The following is a 16,541-nucleotide window of genomic DNA, read 5'->3' on the forward strand; positions in this document are numbered from 1 at the left end:
GGGTTTTGATTTAAAACAATTATTCCAAGGCTATCTCTATGCTCATTCCTAAATATTGGGCGGTCTATCAGCAACGGTTTGATAAGGTTGAGGCTAAGACGCAAAATAAGCGCCAAGCCACCATCAAGCGTTATGGCTGGTCAGATATAAGCCATGCTGCAGCCTTAAGTCATGCGCAGTCACGAGTTGCGGAGGCGCATAAGCGTTGGTTAGCAGGCGATGATATCCTCCGGCGTGAGCGCGTTGAAGAATATAACGAAACCAACGCCATTCCTATCCGTGAGCAAATTCTCTTAGAGCAAACCTTCCCTGAGGGAGCCAAGCAGAATAATAGCGATACCACCCAGCTAATCGTCACGCGCAATAGCTATGGGGCGCAAGTCGCTAACGTGAATAATATTGCCATTATTGATGTCGATAATATTGATTTATTACGGCTTTATTATCCTGAGGTCTATGCGAATAAGTGGGATAGCTTCTTTGATGATGGTATAGCCGAGTGGCCACAGGATATTAACTTAGCTCAAGTTGCACCAGAGACCGTGGCAAGTCCGTCTAAGAGTGGTCCAGCAGGCAGTAGTTCAGCAGCTAGTAAAACTAAGTCTTGGTCAGGAGATAAATCGGCTGCATCTGAAAATTCACATTTTAAAAAGTCACGTGTAGAAAAGTCTCGTTTAGCAAAATATCAGGTAGAAAAACCACACTCTCTGAATACAGCTACCGAAAATACTCGATCAATGAAACCCCTAGTTTGGGTATTTGTTATTGCCTCAATCGCTTTAGCGGGTGTGATTACTTGGTACGACTTGTCATGGGGTTGGCTCATTGCCTTTATGGTGGGCATGACCGTCCTCTTATGGCAGCAAGCGCAGAAGATAGAGCAAACGCAAAACCATGCAGAGCAGGAGCAATGGCATGATCATTTGACCGAGTTAGTCGGTCATATGCGCCAGCGGATTAATGAGCGCCTTACTAGTCATCCCCATGAGCGCTTTCGTCTCTATCAGACCCCTGCAGGCTTTCGCATTATCGCCACGCACAGCATGGTTACCCCCAACGATACGGTCGTCAAAGACTGGCTAGAGCATTTCCACGCTGATAGCAACTACGCCCGACTGTGCCAAGCGCAGCAATGTTTCCGTGCGCGTTTAACGGCGAAACCTTGGCGTATGGTTGAAATTGTTAAGCAAAATAAATTGGATAAGACTTTGCCACATAGAAATATTTGGTTGGTCGAGACTGAGACACAAAGAAAAAATGAGGCCGTAGAGCGTGAGGAATGGGCGCAAAAGTATAATGAGTTTGCCAAAGGCTACAAAGCTTGTCGATATTTGGAGACGCTTGGCGAACGTAGTGGGGTTAATAACAATGCTGATAGTTTGAATTCGGCGGCTAAGCAAAAGGCCATTGAAGGGTTTGTGCGTTGGCATGATAAGGCTTGTCAGACGGATTCAGATTTCCCGATGGGGTAACTGTTAAGTATCAATATTTAATCCCTTTGAAAGTTAATCACAGTCTCAGAAAATATAAATGTTGCTCCAAATATAGATCAAGGAAAACCAGTGACCACTCTAAAATACATCGCCCATTATCCTGAACAAATTCAAGACCAAGCTCGCTTGCTCATTAGCACGGATCGGTTGGGCGATTATATTACCAATAAATATCCTAGCCAGCATGAGATTCAAAGTGACAAAGCACTGTATGACTATATTACTGAGATAAAAAGTCAGTATATGCGCAAGAGTAATCCATTGTCGCAAGTCAGCTATAACAGCAAACTTAAGGTGCTAAAAGATGCCTTGGGCATTCATACTTATCAATCGCGGGTGCAGGGGAGCAAGCTTAAGTCGCACAATAGCATAACGGTTGCCAGTCTTTTTAAAGAAGCGCCACCTGAATTTTTGCGCATGATTGTAGTACACGAATTGGCGCATTTTAAAGAAAAGGAGCACAGCAAAGCGTTTTATCAACTCTGCCGCCATATGGAACCGGACTATCATCAGTTTGAGTTGGATACGCGGCTTTGGTTACATTGGCGAGAGTTATAGTTGGCGCTAGTCTCAGCAGGAAGGGGGTAGGAAAGTTAAATTAATACTCGCTATATTTGGTTCGATTTAAAACCGATACAGTGCGACTGGGAGAAATTTTTTGCAGCCCTGATGTTAATATGGCCAAAGCTCTTGGCATACAACCAGCCATAAAAATTTTTACCAGTTGCACGAACTATGATGACTCGGATTTATTTTAACTTACTTATAACACTGTTAAACAATCGACTACCCCAACGCCGATAGCGCCACCATCAATACTGGCGAGACGATATTAATAATAAAACCAAAACTAATAGCCAATGGTACTACGGTCAAACCACCGGACTGTTGAATAATAGGTAAGGTAAAGTCGAGACTTGTAGCACCGCCAAGGCCAACAGCAGCGGATGGATAACGGCGCATAAATAATGGGATAAATAGCAACGCTGCAAACTCACGAATTAAGTCATTAAATAGCGCCACACTGCCCCAAACCGCGCCATAAGCGTCGGTCATCACAATCGCCGAGAGCGAATACCAACCAAAGCCTGCCGATAGCGCCATACCCTGGGTCATGGAAACTTCGCTAAACAGTAGCGAGAACAAGATACCACTCGCCAATACGGCTAAGGTAAACACTAAGCTCATCTGCATGCCGCGTTTATTCACCAGCACTTCTTTTAGAGTGATTCCTGACCCTTTGAGACCAATTCCGACCAATAAAATCAGCAGCATTAGCAGCCCCGTCATAGTATTGGCAGGGGGCAGTAGACTCTCAGGCAAAACCCAACCAATCGCATAGCCAATCACCACACAGATGACTTGCACCAAACTGCCACGGATACTCACGCGATGTTTAGCGATGTCTTGACTGGCGGCACGGACTTGCCACGGCAAGAATTTATCTAGCGCCATTAATCCTAATAGACCAGAGGCAATAGTTAAGATGGCCAATACGGTCACATATAAGGCGATAGTACCTACCTGCGACCCAAGCCCATGGACTTGTGCCAACTCGATACCAATGAGGGTCAAAATAATATAGACCAGATACGACAGCATCTTATCGGCTAGGCGTGTGCGCTGCTCAGATGAGGGCAAGATAAAGCCAATAAATAGCGGGGTTAGTACCAGCACCAACATGATTAGGTTTTTAAAATTATCGACAGTTTCAGGGCTTTGCATATCACAACCTAACACGCCGACACCGGGCAATATCGACGGAAAAAATAAAAACGTCGATTGTATCACGTTGTGCTGATTTTAGAGTACTGCGAGATGATTGCGAATTGGGAAAGTGTGTACGATAATTAGCCGCTCTCCTTGGATAAGGAGAGGGTAAAAGAATTAATTAAATGAAAAATATTAAGCAGATAGCGCAGTTGGCGAGTTGGTCTTGCTAGCGTTTAATACTGAGATAGGGATGAGTTTTTCGACATTGGCGGTCGTTGAAGTCTCTGCTGCTAATAGTGGCGTTATGATACTAACCTTTGCCGCCGCTGCACTGTCTGGAAAGTCGCTGCGGAAGTGGCCACCACGGCTTTCACTACGGCTTAAGGCAGCTTGTAGCATCAACGTAGCAAGGTGCAGCAATCGTTGCCAACGCCAAGTGTCTAACGTCTTCGATAAATCCTTGGAAGATTTTTCCACCATCGTTACTAGGTTGGAATCTATATTATTATCTGATGCTGCTGCGTCTTGCCACGCTTGCACCTGCTGTAAAGCCTGCTGTAATTCTAGCGCATTACGGCTAATACCTAGATGATGACTCATTAGTGATTTAAGCGCAGCTACTTTCGCTGTATTTTCTAAGCCTGCTTGAATGGGTTTTGAAGTATCTGTTGGCTTAGTCTGAGTGAGCGCTGTTTTCTCGACGACATAACCATTAGGCACGGTTGGTGATTGCCAAATATTCTCATCGATATTATTGATAGGGTTACTAATTTGGTCAAGATAACCAGGGATATGGGTAGCAATACGGCGACCGACGACTACGCATTCGAGCAGAGAGTTGCTGGCAAGACGATTGGCACCGTGTAATCCGGTATAGGCGACTTCACCAGCGGCGTAGAGACCAACGACATCGGTGAGACCATCCGCTGTAGCAACCACACCTCCACAAGAATAATGCGCAGTAGGGGCTACCGGAATTGGCTGGCAGGTCATATCAATGCCGAGTTCGCTCAACGTAGCATCAATTTGCGGGAAATGCTGGCGAATAAAATCGCTCGGTTGGTGGCTGATATCTAGGTGGACATAGCCCAAGCCGTTTTGCTTAATCTGTGCAGCGATAGCACGGGCGACGATATCTCGGGGCGCTAACTCTAAGCGTTCGTCATACTGAGCCATAAAGCGCTCACCCGTTAGCGGACAGCGTAGATAAGCGCCTTCGCCACGCAAGGCCTCAGAAATGAGAAAGTTGCTATTATCTAAGGCTAAACCTGTCGGGTGAAATTGCACAAATTCCAAATTAGCCAAACGGCAGCCCGCTTGCCAAGCCATCATCATACCGTCGCCCATACAGACATCCGGGGCGGTCGCGCGTTGGAATAGCTGTCCCAAACCCCCGGTCGCTAATACGGTCGCAGTGCTATTGATAGTGACTAAGCGTTGCTTATCGCTAGCAAATACTAGGGCGCCGCTACAAACTGACGGTTCACTCGCAGCCTTTTCATTCGCAATAGTCTCTCCACTAAGGAGCTCTAAAGCCTCATAGCCGGTCAATACAGTGATATTGCTCGCGTCTAATGTCCGCTGACTCAGCGTCTGCATAATATAGTAACCAGTCGCATCATCGGCATGAGCGACGCGGCGTCTGCCATGACCGCCTTCCTGCGTTAAATGTAAGTCTACAGGCGAGGGCAAGCCCGTTTGGCCATTGCCATTCTTATCAACCTCAGCTTGCTCTTGTAAGGTAAAAGGCACACCCTGCGCTTGTAGCCAAGCCACCGCATTCGCACCTGCCGTCAAAATCTCAGCAGTATTGCTACTATCACAGAGGCCATCGCCCGCGACTAAAGTATCCGCGATATGATCCTCTACGGAGTCCTCAGCAGCGAGACTGGCAGCGATACCCCCCTGCGCATAATGACTAGAGCAAGCGGTGAGCTCTTTTTTACTTAGAACGATGACCTTTAGCGTTGAGGGTAAAGACAACGCTGTGCTTAATCCCGCTAGTCCCGCCCCAATAATTAGCACGTCGCAGTCCATAGAGGTCAGTTTAGCTGAACTAGGAATGAGCGTTTGAGCTGGGCTTACGTCTGATTGCGGGACAGCTGTAGTCATAATCGTTTCTCTTAGAGAGTAGGAAGTAGGATAGAGCGCTTTTAGCGTTGCTGATCACTAGCTTCGTTTATCAGTAGCAGGGCTTATAAAGTAAGGGTTTTGCTAAGCCGCCCCGACTTTATTAAATAGTGGGCGATCCGCGACGATATCACCGCTGGCTTGGACGCGGCGTTTTTGCTCCGCAGCGAAGTCCAGCATACGTTGCAACGGTTTCAGCGCGCGTTCGGCTAAATCAGGAGCGAGATGGACCTCACCCGTACCGGTCTCTAAACTGTGCTCAATCCCTTTTAAGCCGTTCATTGCCATCCAAGGACAGAAAGCACAGCTCTTACAAGTGGCACTTTCACCCGCAGTAGGGGCGGCTAAGAAACGTTTCTCGGGAGAGTGTTTTTGCATCTCATGTAAAATGCCCAAATCCGTACCAACGATAAAGGTCTTGGCGTCCATTTCTTTAGTAGCATTCAATAGCTTACTGGTTGAGCCCACCACATCGGCCAATTGCACCACGCTATCGGGCGATTCGGGATGGACCAACACCACCGCATCGGGATGCTCGGCTTTAAGTTGCTGCAGTTCTGTCGCCTTAAACTCGTTGTGCACGATACACGACCCTTGCCAGAGGAGCATATCTGCACCAGTTTGCTTTTGGATGTAATTACCCAAATGACGGTCGGGGCCCCAAATGATTTTTTCACCATTGGCATGCAAGTGGCTGACGATTTCTAACCCGACTGAAGAGGTCACGACCCAATCCGCGCGTGCTTTCACTTCGGCACTGGTATTGGCATAGACCACGACAGTACGGTCTGGATGGGCGTCACAGAAAGCGCTAAAGTCGTCGATAGGACAGCCCAAGTCGAGCGAGCACTCCGCTTCCAAATCTGCCATTAATACGGTTTTTTCCATGCTAAGAATCTTCGCGGATTCCCCCATAAAGCGTACCCCAGCGACGACTAGCGTAGTAGCAGGATGCTCTTGACCAAAGCGAGCCATCTCTAATGAGTCGCCTACACAACCGCCGGTCTCTAAAGCCAACTCTTGGATAAAAGGATCGACATAATAATGCGCGACCAGGACCGCATTATGCTGTTGTAGCAACCGTCTGATATTGGCCTCTACCTCTTGTCGCTCCGAGCGAGACATATCTGCCGGTATCTTAGCTTTAGCGTATTCAATGTTGAGTTGGTTCGATAGCTCACCTGCCTGGTTTAAGGTGGGGGCATCGTAAGGATAGATTTTCATAAAGAACTCCGCGCTGTGCGATGTAGTAGGCGGGCTAGGTTTGCTATGCGTATTCCCTGCATAAAACCCACCTACTTAGATAAATATGAGAAAAATAAAAAGGGTTTTAATAGTGTTGGTATTAATTATGCTCATTTTGAGTATAAATACAAGAATTAATTTTTATAAGGGCAGTAATATTAGAAGTAAATAGGGGCTGTTTCTTGTATTACAGAAGCTGGTTTTTGCAATAAGGCTAAGAAAGACAGTGAGTTTACGGCTAAAATTTAGCGTCAATAGGGGTGAGAGTTTTATAGAGTACAGAGTCACGTAAAAACCTTAACCCTAGGGCAGAGGGTTAATGCTAGAATCAAGCTACTAAAATGAATAATCCTATTTTGCAAAATTATTGAAGTGCTTTTATGAATTGGTCTTATACGCATGCGCACCGCCAAGGGAGCGGTACCACCGAAGTGGTCGCTGTGCTTATCGCTATTACGGGTGATAAAGCGCGAGTTCTGACGGTCGATAATGGTCAGCTGTTGCCCAACGGCCCTTTGATGCCATTGCATCGCTCTTTGCAAGCCGGTGTGCGGCAATGGGTGGAAGAGCAGACGCAGCAGCCGCTCGGCTATATCGAGCAGCTTTATACTTTCGTTGATACGCATCGTCGCAACGCAGATGGTCATGCGTTGGTGTATGTCAGCTATCTCGGCTTGGTGCAGGAGACGCAGCTTTGCGAGCTAGAGTCGCAAGCGGTCTGGCGCGATTGGTATGACTATTTTCCTTGGGAAAATCATTTACAGGGCCCGCCGGAAGCTATTAGCGATTTAATCATACCGGAGTTGGCTAAATGGGCAGCCGCTAGCGAAACTGCCAATCAGCGTCTGCGCCGTGAGCAAAGGATTGCCTTGTGTTGGGGCTTACAGGTAGACACCGAGTCGACTACCAAGACGGTTACTTCCAAGACCGATACTCCTAAGACTCAAGCTACGGATATTGATTGGGTCTCTGAGCATGCTTTACTGCGGTACGAGATGCTTTATGAAGCGGGCTTACTGCCTGAATCGCCAGCATATCAGCCCAATAAACTGCCCGCCAGTTGGCCAAAAATCATTGGCAAACCCATGTACTACGACCATCGCCGGGTGATTGCTACTGCGATATCACGCTTGCGCGCTAAGATTGAATACCGCCCGCTGATCTTTGGCCTTATGCCAGATGCCTTTACCTTGTCGCAGTTGCAGCAAAGTGTGGAGGCGCTGTCAGGGGTGAAACTGCATAAGCAAAACTTCCGCCGTCTGCTTGAACATCAAGACTTGGTAGAGCCTACCGGGGAAAGTAGCAATGCCAGTCGCGGTCGTCCTGCCAAGCTATACCGATTCCGCTATGACATCGAGTTGCAGAGTTTATTAATGGACAGCAAGTTACCCAAACGCAAGTAGAGTTTTCTCGTACAGCTACTAGAATAAAACCCTAAAATTAAACAAAAAGTTTGCAGTAAGCCCTATTATTCTTTATATTTATGCTCCAACTGAGTATAAATAGCTTTTTTTACGCTATGTCATAAGCTTGTATAACAAGCAATGACTGGCGTAAATTCATATTATGAGAGGGCGAGCGATGGGAGTTCAAGGGATGCAGAGTCTACAAGCTAGCGAGCAAACAACTAATACTAAACAGCAGACTCAAGGCATGTGGGAGCCTAGCATCGATGATGTCTTGCTCAAACCTTGGGTCACCGCAGCGCTAACGGAAGATTTAGGTCGTCGTGGCGATGTGACTTCACAAGCGACTATACCTGCTGATAAGACAGCAAGCCTAGTGATTAAAGCACGCGATGCTGGCGTGATCTGTGGTTTGGATTTGGCGAGGTTGTCTTTTGCGTTGGTCGATAGTAAGGTTGAATTTACTGCCCATGCTTACGATGGTCAGCGGGTAGAGGCGGGCACCGTATTAGCAACAGTAAGTGGCAATGCGCGACACCTGCTCACGGCTGAGCGTACAGCATTGAATTTTATGACCCATTTGAGTGGTATAGCAAACGAGACCCAGCAAATCGTAGATAGTGTGGCGGACTATAAAGCACAAATTACTTGTACTCGTAAAACTATCCCTGGCCTGCGCACCCTGCAAAAATATGCCGTGCGCTGTGGTGGCGGTCGCAACCATCGTTTGGGTCTCGACGATGCTATTTTGATTAAAGACAACCATATTGCTATCGCTGGTGATATCGCTACTGCGGTCAAACAGGCGCAGCAATTTGCCGGTCATTTGATTCCTATCGAAGTCGAAGTAGACACTTTAGAGCAGCTTGAGCAGGCCTTAGCCGCTGGTGCAAAATTGGTCTTACTGGATAATATGAGCCCAGACACTTTACGAGAAGCAGTCACAATGTGCGCCGGTAAAGCGTTGACAGAAGCTTCCGGTGGCATTACGCCACAGAGTGTAATTGAGGTGGCTAAAACGGGCGTAGACTTCATTGCTATGGGCTATTTAACCCACAGCTCTACAGCGCTAGATATCGGCTTAGACTTTACTGCGTAAGCGTAGTAAGGTAGCTAAAATCCTACCATTAGTGGTGACACTATTACTGGTAGTAAATCGCTCTGAACAGTCAAAATAAGTTTTGAAAAATCGTGTCATAAAAACAAGGTATGTTACAATGGCCGCCTTTTATTTGCGGTCAGTCCTGTGACGATTAGCAAGCAATTGGCATTGCCCTTAATTCGCTCAATAAGCATCTACGCCAGCTATTAAATCAGGGTCAAAAGCTCAGTCAACTAATAGCTAAACTAGCGGCGATTACTATCGCTGTTTTAAGGGTAATTCACCAGACATCTCGGCTAAAGTGAGTTCGCTGTGGACACAGAAATCATTAAAATTGTCTTAGCATTTGTGGTGCTAATTAACCCATTCGGTGCCCTGTCACTGTTTTTGGATTTGACGCGTGGCTACTCGATGGCCGACCGCCGTAAAGTCGCTCGGATATCTTGTTTTACTATTTTTATTACCATTGCCTTTTTTACCATAGCGGGCTCCAGTCTGTTGCAAGGCCTGGGTATTTCTATCGGCTCTTTCCAAGTTGCCGGTGGGGTGTTGGTATTCTTAATCGCCATTAATATGATGAATGGTGAAGGCAATCCAGTAAAGCCGGACCAAGACAATTTCGATGTCGATCATATTCAAGCGCCCGCCAGTATGGGTGCTGCGGTAGTACCGATTGCTATTCCCATGATGATTGGTCCCGGTGGTATCTCGACGGTTATTATTTATTCTTCGCAGATTTCAGGCATCTGGCGGGTATCAGCGGTGATTATCGCTGGGTTATTTATTAGCTTATTCTGCTATTTATCGCTGATGATGGCGGGTCGTATCAGCCGCTTTTTGGGCGATACTGGTTTGAATATCATGAGTCGTATTATGGGCATGCTGTTGGCTGCCGTGTCTATTGAAATTATCGTTAGTGGCTTACGCACGCTGTTCCCGCAGTTGCTATAGTGTTTTAATGCAGTCGGCGATTCAGCTGAATTGACCAAAACAGCTGTAATCATAGAAAAAACAGGACATTGTCGATGCCCTGTTTTTTTTCGCTTAATTACTAGATTTTATAGGTTGTCTGAGCCCTAGGACTTTATACAGCGGTTAACCCTACAGCAATTTATATCCTCATCCTTAGCTTTGCCATAAATGCCAAGAGAGATAGAGCATTAACACGCCAATCAGGGCGTCCAAAATATTCCAAGCTTTCGGTTTAGTAAAGACGGGAGCAAGTAGGCGCGCACCATACCCTAAGGCGAAGAAAAAAGACACAGAGGCCGTAATTGCACCAATGGCAAACCAAACTTTACTGGCGGCATTGGTCGATACCATCCCCACCATCACTAAGGTGTCGAGATAAACGTGAGGATTTAGCCAAGTAAACCCGATGCATAATAGCAAGGCCTGTTTTAAGCTGCTGGTGGTCGTACCAGTCGTGGTCATAGCATGGCTTTTGGTCGCACTGGCGTACAAACTGAGTAAACCATAGACTAATAAAAAGAGCGCGCCGCCGAGCTTAGCAAAAGTTATGAAGTCAGGATAACGGGCAGTAATAGCGCCAAAACCGGCGACCCCAGCAGATAATAATAAGGCGTCAGAGAGGGCACAGAACAGACAGACCGCAAAGACGTGCTCGCGCTTTAAGCCTTGCTTTAAAATAAAAGCATTCTGTGAGCCGATAGCCACTATTAGCGAAAAACTAATCGCAAACCCTGAGATAAAATCTGGCATGACTGTCCTAATTGAAGCAAAAACTGGCAATATAAAACCGAGGAGGGGGAGAGGGCTGAAGTTTGACTTGATTTATAGCGCTTAATACCCTCATATTAGACTAATAACTACTGGATAGTAGACTAAGGCAAGCGCTGCATTGAGTGGTCATACGTCGGGCAGTATAGCTAGTCATATAGCCGCTAATGTGCAAAGAGGACGTATCTTAAGCCATATCGCTATCGCTAGGCAAACACTTGCTTTTTTTGTACAGAGTTTTAGCGGTGATAAAGGTATTATAAGCATTGCTGAGCGCATAATAATAACCATTAGGTCCGGTCGCAAAAGGCTAAAGCTAAGCAAGAGCGTGGCAAAACTGTGGTTATAAACTGCGGCTATAAACAACACCGCAATGCCAATGGCGTAACAGAATTGATGTGAATACGGTCGCGCCCGTTTGCGTGACATAAGGTGAGCAATGGTGGTCAGTCTAGCAAGAATGTTTAAATCGTTGACCGAGCCGGCGTCTCGTGATGTCGAGGCTTTGCTAAATGGAGCGACTCTACCCCCATTGACTTATCCCGGTTCAGTCGCGGCGCAACAGCAACAAGCGGCCAATCCAGCGACAACGCCTGTGCAAGAGCGTACAGACCCTACGGAGCGCGACAATCAGCGCTCAAGAGCAGAGCGGGTATCAGCCGCCGTCGCACAGGTGAATAATCATCTATCACCCACGCCCTTGACGGACCGCTATTTAGAAAACAGAAAACACTATCGCTCTCCCAATCGCCCCCCTTTTGATCCTGCCACTTTATGGACCTTAAAACACGGATGCTGCCCTATCATGACTGAACTTATCCACGTCGTCGATGAACGTACGCTCAACGCAATGCCTATTGAGGCGGTCGCTATTTTAGATCGGATTAACCAAAAGCTGGGGCGTTATCGAGAGTGGTCCAGTGAGCTGCATGGCGAGCAAGAAGAGTGGATTTGCGAGCGTCAGTTTGTGATTGATAAACTGATTAACGAGAGCATTCCCGAGGCCCTTAATCATTATGAGCAGCTGCTGCGCTTTAGTCCGCATCGTACCCGCAATAATACCGTTCAGGGTAAAATGACGGCAGGGGATATGTTGACGGATTTATTTTTAGAGATTGATTATGAGCTCGATGAGCTATTGGACGAGTTGCATAATACGGTCCTTAATCGCTTGGCCTCGACCCATCGTTATGTGAAAAGCCGCACCAAAAGCTAAACCAATAAATACAAAAATACGGGTATAACGCTGCTAAATTTAAGGCGTTAAATTTTAAAATTGAAGAGTTAGGATTGGATTATGACCCAGTTAACCGCCATGTTTTTGATGTTTGTCTTATACGGCGCGCTGCCTGCTGCCGGGATATATCTAGGCTATCGTGGGGTGAAAAAATTGACTCAGCCCAAGATGCTTGAGTATAAAGCGATGCCGCAATTGGGCTATATCCCTGAAAAGAGCTTACCAGCAGATATTAAACTGACCTTAGCGCAAATTAATGAAAAGGGCGAAAAGCTGCGCCTGATTTATGGCGATACCAATAACGATGGCGTCATCGATGATAAAGATGCGGTCACTGAAACCTATGTAATGATTAAAAACTTGATGGACAAACACGTGCCGCAAGCGATTAAAGACTATCGCCGCTTGCATGATTTAGATGGCGATCGTACCGATACCACCAAGATTCAAAATTCGAATGTTACGGGTAAAGAAGCCTTGTTGGAAGTTTTGAATACGGTCAACGCGCAATTTGACGAGTTACTGAATGCCTCATACCATAAAGACGGTCAGAAACTACTGGTAGCCAATCGCTACTTAAAGCAGCGTTTTGAAGATGAGGCGCTATAGCCTTAGTTTTTAGCAGCAGGTTTCAGTATGAGTTTTTATTATCATGCTGCACTGTTAGGCTGCAATCATTAGCTATAAGCGGCTAACCATTTGCAAAGGGGCCATTTAGGCACAAAAGCTTATGAGTTTATTAATTGGCGTAGCGCTAGTATCCACCTTAGGCGTGGCTTATATCGGCCGCAAAGGCTGGTATGCTTTCCATCGTGCCGTCGGTATTACTCCGGGTACTCTAACTTATACGCCGCCATCTGAGCCGCTAGCTTTGCCCAATCTCATGCAATTAACATTAGATGATGCGGTGCTGACGTATCTTCCCGAAGAGCTGCTTGAGCAATTATCTCGTATCGATCACAAGGCAGATATTTATCAACAATGGCTAGAGGATTTAGCCCAGCAGGGTCATACCGTACCCACCAGTGAAGCGCAATTCACCCTCCGTAAACTATTAAATGAGCGTCTGCCAGAGATGCTTAAGCATTATCATATCCTAGCCCAGCATCAACAGCGTATGGCCAGTCTACCTACTTTTGCTACAGCGGCGTCTACTCCTAATTCTGAAGCACTTAGCTCAGATTTAGGAGTATTAGAGGCGTTATTAGCGTCAACCGAGCAGCGTTTGGATAATTTACTAGCGCAATGTCGCGACAGTAGCTATCAAGAGTTACTGATTATGCAGCGTTATTTGCAAAAGCTGGATGATAACCTGTAAGAAGTAATGCGGCTACTCTAATGTCATAAGTCTATTGGTATAAGCAAGCAGATATAGTCATAATCAAGAAAAACCCCTTATATTAACGCTAATATAAGGGGTTTTTTATGGCCATCATTGCGAGTAAAGCTCGCTAATTGCAGTCAGCTAGGTCTTATGAGCGACCACGCTTATTACCGCGAGTGTCAGAACCGTTCGGACGCTCAGAACGGTTGCGACCTTCAGAACGGCCTTTGCTGGCGGGGCTACCTGCTGTACCTGAGCGGCCTTTACTGGCTGGACCACCTGAGCTAGCAGGACGACCTTTACTGGCCGGGCTACCGCTCTCGATACGGTCAGAAGTACGGCTACGGCGCGCTTTCAATGGCTTGTCTTTGATACGCTCTTGCTTACGCTTGGCCATACCATATAAGCCCGTACCTTGACGCGGACGCAGATTAACTAAGTCAGTCAAATCATGAATATCGCGTTTGTCGAGCTCAAGGAAACGACCCGTACGCAGCTCTTTGGGTAAGCTAAAGCTGCCATATTTAGTACGCAGTAGACGACTAACCTTGAGGTCTTGTGACTCAAACAAACGACGAACTTCACGGTTACGGCCTTCTTTTAGTTTGACGTTATACCATTTGTTGACGCCACTACCGCCGGCTTCTTGGATATCATCAAATTTGGCTAGACCATCTTCAAGCTCGACGCCAGCAGTCAGTTTACTGGCGATTTGCGGGGTCACTTCACCCAATACCCGCACAGCATATTCGCGCTCGATTTGATTAGACGGGTGCATCAAACGGTGCGCTAGCTCGCCGTCGTTAGTGAATAGCAGTAGGCCGGTCGAGTTAATATCCAGACGGCCTACCATCACCCAACGGTCATGGGTCAGTTTGGGCAGACGGTCATAAACGGTTGGGCGGCCTTCAGGGTCATTGGCTGAGCAGATTTCGCCTTCAGGCTTATAGTAGGCAATGATACGGCGGCGCTTTTCATTTTCAGATTTATATTTGATGAGACGACCATCGACTCGGATTTCGTCTCCTTGGGCAACGCGGTCACCGATAGTGGCTGGGGTGGTGTTAATAGAAACACGGCCCGCTTTAATGATCTCTTCCATCTGACGACGTGAGCCAAGCCCCATACGCGCTAGTGCTTTTTGTAGCTTTTCAGTACCGGCAGTGCTGACTTTGGTCGCTACGGTAGCTTCGCCATCTAGATTATAGTGTTCCGCTTCTGGATCAGGCGTAGACAGTTTAGGGTTGCGGGGGTTACGGCTAGGATAATTTGGTTTACTCATGGGAATAACTCCTTGAATCGGTGGGTGGCACATTTCGCAATGTGAATAACTTACTGTGATTGCTAAGAACCTTGTCTAAAGACAAGCCATTTTTAAAATCACAGTAGTAAATAATAAAATAAGTATTAATAAGCTACAGCCAAAAATACAGGCATAGTTTACGCTAAATACGCAGTAAATACTGTAACAGAGCGATAAGCTTTGCTAATTTTTAGCTTAATATAAACTTTTCGCTAATCTTGCAAAACGGTAACTTTTATTAAAGTTAACCGATAGTAATTAGATTCTAATGGATAATCATTAGCATTGAGCATAAAATGTGTCGTTGTTGAGCGTTTAACCCTGGCTACAACGGTTAGCAGACGCGGTATATCGCGCTTATTGCCAACTGGTGCAGTGAGGCAAAAGGTGATTAAACGCTCGCATAAAGTTGAGTAAATTCATATTTTAGCTAGTGTTTATTTATCACTCGTCCCACTATTTTATTCTTATTAATCTGTACTTTGCTGTTCATTAGCCGCTTATTAAGCCATACATCATGAATAAGGGCGTTGTGAATAAAAGCGTTATTAATACAGAATAGGACGTGTGCTAAACCAACCCTAGTTACTCGTATATATCACGCTAAGGTGGGTCTGCCTACCGATTGTGATGAGTAAACTCGCTAGCAGCCGCTGTTGTTATATTGCAACGACTCCTTAAGCCCGTCTTGCCCCGCACAGTCTATAACAGACGCACTCTAGCCCTGCTAGGAGTCGGTTATGACCTTCAAAATCCGCAGCGTAATGCCTGTAATGACGCTCTTTTTAGTCCCCGCTATCGCCACCACGGCTATGGCAAAAGAACATCCCATGGGCCCCTCGCAAGAGGTGGCTGGGATGGAGATAGCTTCGGTCTATCTACAACCCATCACTATGGATATGCCCATGGGACTGCCTGCCAATGAAGCAGAGGCCCATATTGAGCTCGATATCCACGCCACAAAAGACAACGAAAATGCCTTAGCAGAAGGTTGGTGGGTTCCTTATCTCACGGTCACTTATGAGCTAGAAAAAATCAACAATCGCACCAAAGCGGTGATCGCTTCACAATCGGGTGACTTAATGCCGATGATTGCTAGCGATGGTCCGCATTATGGCCGTAACGTCAAGCTTGATGGTCCGGGTCTCTACCGCATTAAATACCATATCCTGCCTCCGAGCGACAACACTCAAGTTCATTTTGCCCGCCATATCGACAAAGAAACAGCTGCTCCTGAGTGGTTTGCTCCTATTGATATTGAGTGGCAGTTCCCTTGGGCCGGTCCTGGCGAAAAGGGCAGCTACTAATCTCTATATGTTTACGGGGCTCGCTATGGTGGCCAATTTTAGCGACCATAACGAGGTTTCTGTTCGCAAAAACGGCCCTATCTTTATCTTCGCTATGTAAGGCTTACTCTATGACCTCCTTTCTAAAATTGGCTCTGGCACTATCTTTCAGTACAGCGGCAATGACGACTTTTGCCGCCTCGTTACCAGATATCGGTAAAAGCACCTCGTTGGCGACTAACGGCTACAGTCAGCAAGTGCACCATAAGCGTTATGGTGATTTGCCGGCCTATCTGGTCGAAATGAAAGATGGCCAGCTGATCCCCAAGACGCTAATCGTCCCGGCCAAACAAAAATTCCGCATTATTGTGCGCAATATCGGCCGAAAACCAGCAGAGTTCGAAAGCAACCAGCTGCGCCAAGAAAAGATACTCTATATGGGCACTGAGTCGGTTGTGCTGACCATGCCCTTGAGTGCAGGGGCTTACGACTATTTTGATGACTTCACCCCGGGGGCGAAAGGGCGGATTATCGCCAAATAACCCACAGTCTGTAGTTGCCG

The 16,541-nt window shown here is 46.7% G+C and carries 15 protein-coding genes; 10 read left to right on the forward strand and 5 right to left on the reverse strand.

Annotated elements, in window-relative coordinates:
- Positions 1-38: 38 nt before the first annotated feature.
- On the forward strand, positions 39-1,472 hold the full coding sequence (locus ACZ2XM_RS00290; RefSeq protein WP_490588146.1) for a hypothetical protein: 1,434 nt from the start codon (positions 39-41) through the stop codon (positions 1,470-1,472).
- Positions 1,473-1,562: 90 nt separating this feature from the next.
- Positions 1,563-2,051: a M48 metallopeptidase family protein gene (locus ACZ2XM_RS00295; RefSeq protein ID WP_490588145.1), complete on the forward strand. Its 489-nt coding sequence runs from the start codon at positions 1,563-1,565 to the stop codon at positions 2,049-2,051.
- Between the two features lie 228 nt (positions 2,052-2,279).
- On the opposite strand, the gene ACZ2XM_RS00300 is transcribed toward ACZ2XM_RS00295, so the two are convergent.
- The 3 genes from ACZ2XM_RS00300 to nadA form a co-directional block, all read right to left on the reverse strand.
- Positions 2,280-3,218, reverse strand: coding sequence for a LysO family transporter (locus tag ACZ2XM_RS00300; protein WP_490588144.1), 939 nt, complete (start codon positions 3,216-3,218; stop codon positions 2,280-2,282).
- Positions 3,219-3,398: 180 nt separating this feature from the next.
- Positions 3,399-5,318 carry an L-aspartate oxidase gene (nadB, locus tag ACZ2XM_RS00305; protein ID WP_490588143.1) on the reverse strand — a complete coding sequence of 640 codons (1,920 nt, stop codon included), beginning with the start codon at positions 5,316-5,318 and terminating at the stop codon, positions 3,399-3,401.
- A gap of 102 nt (positions 5,319-5,420) precedes the next feature.
- Positions 5,421-6,560 (reverse strand): quinolinate synthase NadA, encoded by a 1,140-nt coding sequence (gene nadA / locus ACZ2XM_RS00310; RefSeq protein ID WP_490588142.1) that lies wholly within the window; start codon positions 6,558-6,560, stop codon positions 5,421-5,423.
- A 401-nt stretch (positions 6,561-6,961) separates the two neighbouring features.
- Between nadA and ACZ2XM_RS00315 the strand changes: the two genes are divergently transcribed.
- From ACZ2XM_RS00315 to ACZ2XM_RS00325, 3 genes are all read left to right on the forward strand, one after another.
- On the forward strand, positions 6,962-7,984 hold the full coding sequence (locus ACZ2XM_RS00315; protein ID WP_490588141.1) for an NUDIX hydrolase: 1,023 nt from the start codon (positions 6,962-6,964) through the stop codon (positions 7,982-7,984).
- A gap of 250 nt (positions 7,985-8,234) precedes the next feature.
- Complete coding sequence (gene nadC / locus ACZ2XM_RS00320; protein WP_490588205.1) at positions 8,235-9,086, forward strand: carboxylating nicotinate-nucleotide diphosphorylase; 852 nt, start codon at positions 8,235-8,237, stop codon at positions 9,084-9,086.
- Between the two features lie 315 nt (positions 9,087-9,401).
- On the forward strand, positions 9,402-10,040 hold the full coding sequence (locus ACZ2XM_RS00325; RefSeq protein WP_490588140.1) for a MarC family protein: 639 nt from the start codon (positions 9,402-9,404) through the stop codon (positions 10,038-10,040).
- Between the two features lie 174 nt (positions 10,041-10,214).
- On the opposite strand, the gene ACZ2XM_RS00330 is transcribed toward ACZ2XM_RS00325, so the two are convergent.
- Positions 10,215-10,811 (reverse strand): LysE/ArgO family amino acid transporter, encoded by a 597-nt coding sequence (locus ACZ2XM_RS00330; protein ID WP_490588139.1) that lies wholly within the window; start codon positions 10,809-10,811, stop codon positions 10,215-10,217.
- 457 nt (positions 10,812-11,268) lie between these two features.
- On the opposite strand from ACZ2XM_RS00330, the gene ACZ2XM_RS00335 reads away from it, so the two are divergent.
- From ACZ2XM_RS00335 to ACZ2XM_RS00345, 3 genes are all read left to right on the forward strand, one after another.
- Positions 11,269-12,045, forward strand: coding sequence for a hypothetical protein (locus ACZ2XM_RS00335; RefSeq protein WP_490588138.1), 777 nt, complete (start codon positions 11,269-11,271; stop codon positions 12,043-12,045).
- A gap of 81 nt (positions 12,046-12,126) precedes the next feature.
- On the forward strand, positions 12,127-12,675 hold the full coding sequence (locus ACZ2XM_RS00340; protein ID WP_490588137.1) for a hypothetical protein: 549 nt from the start codon (positions 12,127-12,129) through the stop codon (positions 12,673-12,675).
- A 121-nt stretch (positions 12,676-12,796) separates the two neighbouring features.
- The gene (locus tag ACZ2XM_RS00345; RefSeq protein WP_490588136.1) at positions 12,797-13,384 is read left to right on the forward strand and encodes a hypothetical protein; all 588 of its coding nucleotides are present in this window, start codon (positions 12,797-12,799) and stop codon (positions 13,382-13,384) included.
- Positions 13,385-13,538: 154 nt separating this feature from the next.
- Here the strand turns inward: ACZ2XM_RS00345 and rluB are convergent, their stop codons facing one another.
- A complete protein-coding gene (gene rluB, locus ACZ2XM_RS00350; protein WP_490588135.1) occupies positions 13,539-14,672 on the reverse strand; it encodes a 23S rRNA pseudouridine(2605) synthase RluB in 1,134 nt (377 codons plus the stop codon).
- Between the two features lie 761 nt (positions 14,673-15,433).
- On the opposite strand from rluB, the gene ACZ2XM_RS00355 reads away from it, so the two are divergent.
- Positions 15,434-16,000 carry an iron transporter gene (locus tag ACZ2XM_RS00355; protein WP_490588134.1) on the forward strand — a complete coding sequence of 189 codons (567 nt, stop codon included), beginning with the start codon at positions 15,434-15,436 and terminating at the stop codon, positions 15,998-16,000.
- Positions 16,001-16,110: 110 nt separating this feature from the next.
- Complete coding sequence (locus ACZ2XM_RS00360) at positions 16,111-16,521, forward strand: cupredoxin domain-containing protein (RefSeq protein ID WP_490588133.1); 411 nt, start codon at positions 16,111-16,113, stop codon at positions 16,519-16,521.
- Positions 16,522-16,541 lie beyond the last annotated feature (20 nt).

It is taken from the genome of Psychrobacter sp. CoH-33_TS_01, from assembly GCF_058189395.1.

Bases quoted from the DNA above. Each gene is read 5' to 3' on its own strand.
- ACZ2XM_RS00290 (WP_490588146.1), top strand. From the start codon at position 39: ATGCTCATTCCTAAATATTGGGCGGTCTATCAGCAACGGTTTGATAAG.
- ACZ2XM_RS00300 (WP_490588144.1), bottom strand. From the start codon at position 3,218: ATGCAAAGCCCTGAAACTGTCGATAATTTTAAAAACCTAATCATGTTG.
- nadB (WP_490588143.1), bottom strand. From the start codon at position 5,318: ATGACTACAGCTGTCCCGCAATCAGACGTAAGCCCAGCTCAAACGCTC.
- nadA (WP_490588142.1), bottom strand. From the start codon at position 6,560: ATGAAAATCTATCCTTACGATGCCCCCACCTTAAACCAGGCAGGTGAG.
- ACZ2XM_RS00315 (WP_490588141.1), top strand. From the start codon at position 6,962: ATGAATTGGTCTTATACGCATGCGCACCGCCAAGGGAGCGGTACCACC.
- nadC (WP_490588205.1), top strand. From the start codon at position 8,235: ATGTGGGAGCCTAGCATCGATGATGTCTTGCTCAAACCTTGGGTCACC.
- ACZ2XM_RS00330 (WP_490588139.1), bottom strand. From the start codon at position 10,811: ATGCCAGATTTTATCTCAGGGTTTGCGATTAGTTTTTCGCTAATAGTG.
- ACZ2XM_RS00335 (WP_490588138.1), top strand. From the start codon at position 11,269: ATGGTGGTCAGTCTAGCAAGAATGTTTAAATCGTTGACCGAGCCGGCG.
- ACZ2XM_RS00340 (WP_490588137.1), top strand. From the start codon at position 12,127: ATGACCCAGTTAACCGCCATGTTTTTGATGTTTGTCTTATACGGCGCG.
- ACZ2XM_RS00345 (WP_490588136.1), top strand. From the start codon at position 12,797: ATGAGTTTATTAATTGGCGTAGCGCTAGTATCCACCTTAGGCGTGGCT.
- rluB (WP_490588135.1), bottom strand. From the start codon at position 14,672: ATGAGTAAACCAAATTATCCTAGCCGTAACCCCCGCAACCCTAAACTG.
- ACZ2XM_RS00355 (WP_490588134.1), top strand. From the start codon at position 15,434: ATGACCTTCAAAATCCGCAGCGTAATGCCTGTAATGACGCTCTTTTTA.
- ACZ2XM_RS00360 (WP_490588133.1), top strand. From the start codon at position 16,111: ATGACCTCCTTTCTAAAATTGGCTCTGGCACTATCTTTCAGTACAGCG.